General features: G+C 69.7%; 3 protein-coding genes. 1 reads left to right on the top strand and 2 read right to left on the bottom strand.

Annotated elements, in window-relative coordinates; all coding sequences use genetic code 11:
- Positions 1–24: 24 nt before the first annotated feature.
- Both chvE and prfB read right to left on the bottom strand, forming a co-directional pair.
- A complete protein-coding gene (chvE, locus tag CTKZ_RS19720) occupies positions 25–1,152 on the bottom strand; it encodes a multiple monosaccharide ABC transporter substrate-binding protein (protein WP_124344511.1) in 1,128 nt (375 codons plus the stop codon).
- Between the two features lie 402 nt (positions 1,153–1,554).
- Complete coding sequence (prfB, locus tag CTKZ_RS19715) at positions 1,555–2,667, bottom strand: peptide chain release factor 2 (protein ID WP_124344510.1); 1,113 nt, start codon at positions 2,665–2,667, stop codon at positions 1,555–1,557.
- Between the two features lie 41 nt (positions 2,668–2,708).
- Here prfB and CTKZ_RS19710 point away from each other — a divergent pair.
- On the top strand, positions 2,709–3,135 hold a 427-nt coding region (locus CTKZ_RS19710; RefSeq protein ID WP_124344509.1), incomplete at its 3' end, for an NUDIX hydrolase.

Below are 3,135 nucleotides of genomic sequence, written 5' to 3'. Positions count from 1 at the left end.
GCGCGCCGGCGGCCCGGGTCGGGATCAGAGACCGAGGTCCTCGGCCTTGTAGAAGCCGGACTCCACCAGCACCGACTCGACCGTGTCGGGGGTCACGACCTCCGGGTCGAGCAGGTAGGTCGGGACGACCTTGTTGCCGTTGTCGTACGTCTCCTCGTCGTTGACGTCGACCGTCTCGCCCTTGACGATCTGGTCGACCATCTTGGCGACCTGGTCACCCAGCGCGCGGGTGTCCTTCCAGACCGTCATCGACTGCTTGCCGGCGAGCATGTTGAGCACGTTCGCCTGGTCGGCGTCCTGGCCGGTGAGGACCGGGTAGCCCTCGCCCGGCGCGTAGCCGGCGCCCTCGAGGGCCTGGGCGATGCCGAGGGCCAGCGAGTCGTTGGGCGACAGGACGACGTTGACCTTCTGGCCGCCGCCGTAGAACGAGTTGAGGCGGTTCTCCATCTCGGCCTGGGCGGTGTCGGAGCCCCAGCCCTGGATGCCGATGGAGGCCCAGTCGTCGTTCGACGCGGGCGCCTTGCCCGACGGGACGACGAGCTTGCCCGCCTCGACGTAGGGCAGCAGGACGTCCCACGCGCCGGAGAAGAAGAACTTGGCGTTGTTGTCGTCCGGCGAGCCCGCGAACGGCTCGAGGTTGAAGGGCCCCGCGGCGTTCTTGAGGTCGAGGGCCTCCTCGATGAACTGGCCCTGGAGCGTGCCGACCTTCTCGTTGTCGAACGTCGCGTAGTAGTCGACGTTCGGCGTGTCGTTGATGAGGCGGTCGTACGCGATGACCGTGATGTCGGCCGCCGCCGCGTCCTCGAGGACCGGCGCGAGGGCCGTGCCGTCGATCGACGCGATGACCAGGACGTCGGCGCCCTGGTTGATCATGTTCTGGATCTGGGTGATCTGCTGGTCGACCTTGTTGTCGGCGTACTGCAGCGTCGTCTCGTAGCCGTTGTCCTGCAGCAGCTCCTCGAGGTGCGAGCCGTCACGGTTCCAGCGCTCGAGGCTCTTCGTCGGCATCGCGATGCCGATGAGGGTGTCCTCGGCAGCGCCGCCGCCGGTCTCGTCGCCGCTCGGCTCACGCTCCTGGCTGCAGGCCGAGAGTCCGACGATCAGGCCGGCCGTGGCGACGCCGACGGCAACCTTCCTCCATGCAAAAGACATCGTTGTCCGCTCCCTGTTGTGCACCGTCCGGTCGCGTCGTCCGGGGCGTCACTGCCCGTCGACACCCGTGCGGACCACTGCCTGGTCCGCGCTGTCCGCGCATCCGGTCATGTCGTTTGAATTCAAGACCCGAAGCCAAGCCCGGTGCAAGTTCCGTTACCAACCTGTGTCTTCCGGGCGCGTGGGTGCGCTCCCACGTACTCCGTGAGAGTTAACTTCACGATGCGAAGGCATCGGGTGACCTGGGCGACGACCTCGGGACGTTGGTCCCGGCGCCGGAGACGGCAAGCGCTCGCCGCGACGGCTCCTCGGACGGAGGGTGTCGCGACGAGCGCGTGCGGGCGTGCCGCGACGGGTGCCCGGGGGCGTCAGCGTCAGGCCCCGTCGGGTGCCCGGCGGTGGTCAGGCCTCGACCGACTGCGACCGGCGCCAGCGGATGCCGGCCTCGATGAAGTCGTCGATGTCCCCGTCGAACACCGCGGCAGGGTTGCCGACCTCGTGCTCCGTGCGCAGGTCCTTGACCATCTGGTACGGCTGCAGCACGTACGAGCGCATCTGGTCGCCCCACGACGCCTTGATGTCGCCCGCGAGCTCCTTCTTCTTCGCGTCCTCCTCCGCCTTGCGGACCAGCAGCAGGCGGGACTGGAGCACGCGCAGCGCGGCCGCGCGGTTCTGGATCTGCGACTTCTCGTTCTGCATCGACACGACGATGCCCGTCGGGATGTGCGTCATGCGGACCGCGGAGTCCGTCGTGTTGACCGACTGACCACCCGGGCCCGACGAGCGGAACACGTCGACCTTGATCTCCGACTCCGGGATCTCGACCGAGTCCGTGCCCTCGATCAGGGGGATGACCTCGACCGCCGCGAACGACGTCTGCCGACGCCCCTGGTTGTCGAACGGCGAGATGCGCACCAGCCGGTGCGTGCCCGCCTCGACCGACAGGTGCCCGAACGCGTACGGCGCCTTGACCTCGAACGTCGCCGACTTCAGGCCCGCCTCCTCGGCGTAGCTCGTGTCGAGGACCGTCGTCGGGTAGCCGTGCCGCTCCGCCCAGCGCAGGTACATCCGCAGCAGCATCTCCGCGAAGTCCGCCGCGTCGACACCGCCCGCACCCGAGCGGATCGTCACGACCGCCTCGCGCTGGTCGTACTCGCCGTTGAGCAGCGTGCGGACCTCGAGCTCGCCCAGGTCCCGGCGGATCCCCGTGAGCTCGACCTCCGCCTCGGCCAGGCTGTCCTCGTCCTCCATCTCGACGCCGAGCTCGACGAGCGTCTCGAGGTCGTCGATGCGGCCCCCGAGCTTCGCCACCCGGTCCAGCTCCGCCTGCGTCGCCGACAGCGCGCTCGTGACCTTCTGCGCCGCGTCAGGGTCGTCCCACAGGTTGGGGGCGCTCGCCTGCTCCGACAGGTCCGCGATCTTCGCCTTGAGCGCGGTCGGGTCGCTCACCGCCTGGATGGACTCCAGGGTGGTGCGCAGCTCGCGGATCTCGGCGGGGAAGTCGGTGGTGGCCACGACCGTCCAGGCTACCCGCAGTCGTCCCCTAGCCTCGGACCGTGGCCATCCGGGTGAGCGCGTACGCCGTCGTCGTCGACCAGCGCGGGATGCTCCTGTCCCGTCTCGCGCCCATGGTCGGCGTCGGCCCCAAGTGGACGATGCCCGGCGGCGGGATCGACCCCTACGAGGACCCCGCCGACGCCGCCGTCCGCGAGGTGGGCGAGGAGACCGGGTACGCGATCGAGCTCGACGAGCTGCTCGGCATCTCCTCGCTCGTCGTCGACCCCGCGCTCGGCCCGACGGCCATGACCGAGAAGACCCAGCTGCTGCGCATCGTCTACCGCGCGCACGTCGTCGGCGGGGACCTGCGGCACGAGGTCGACGGCTCGACCGACTTCGCCGCGTGGCAGCCGCTCGACGCGCTCGACGACCTCTACCGCGTCGAGCTCGTCGACGAGGCGCGCCACTGGGCGGGCCTCCTCCCCG

The organism is Cellulomonas algicola, from assembly GCF_003851725.1.
Classification (GTDB): Bacteria; Actinomycetota; Actinomycetes; order Actinomycetales; family Cellulomonadaceae; genus Cellulomonas; species Cellulomonas algicola.
This window is presented reverse-complemented; position numbering and strand designations above follow the sequence as displayed.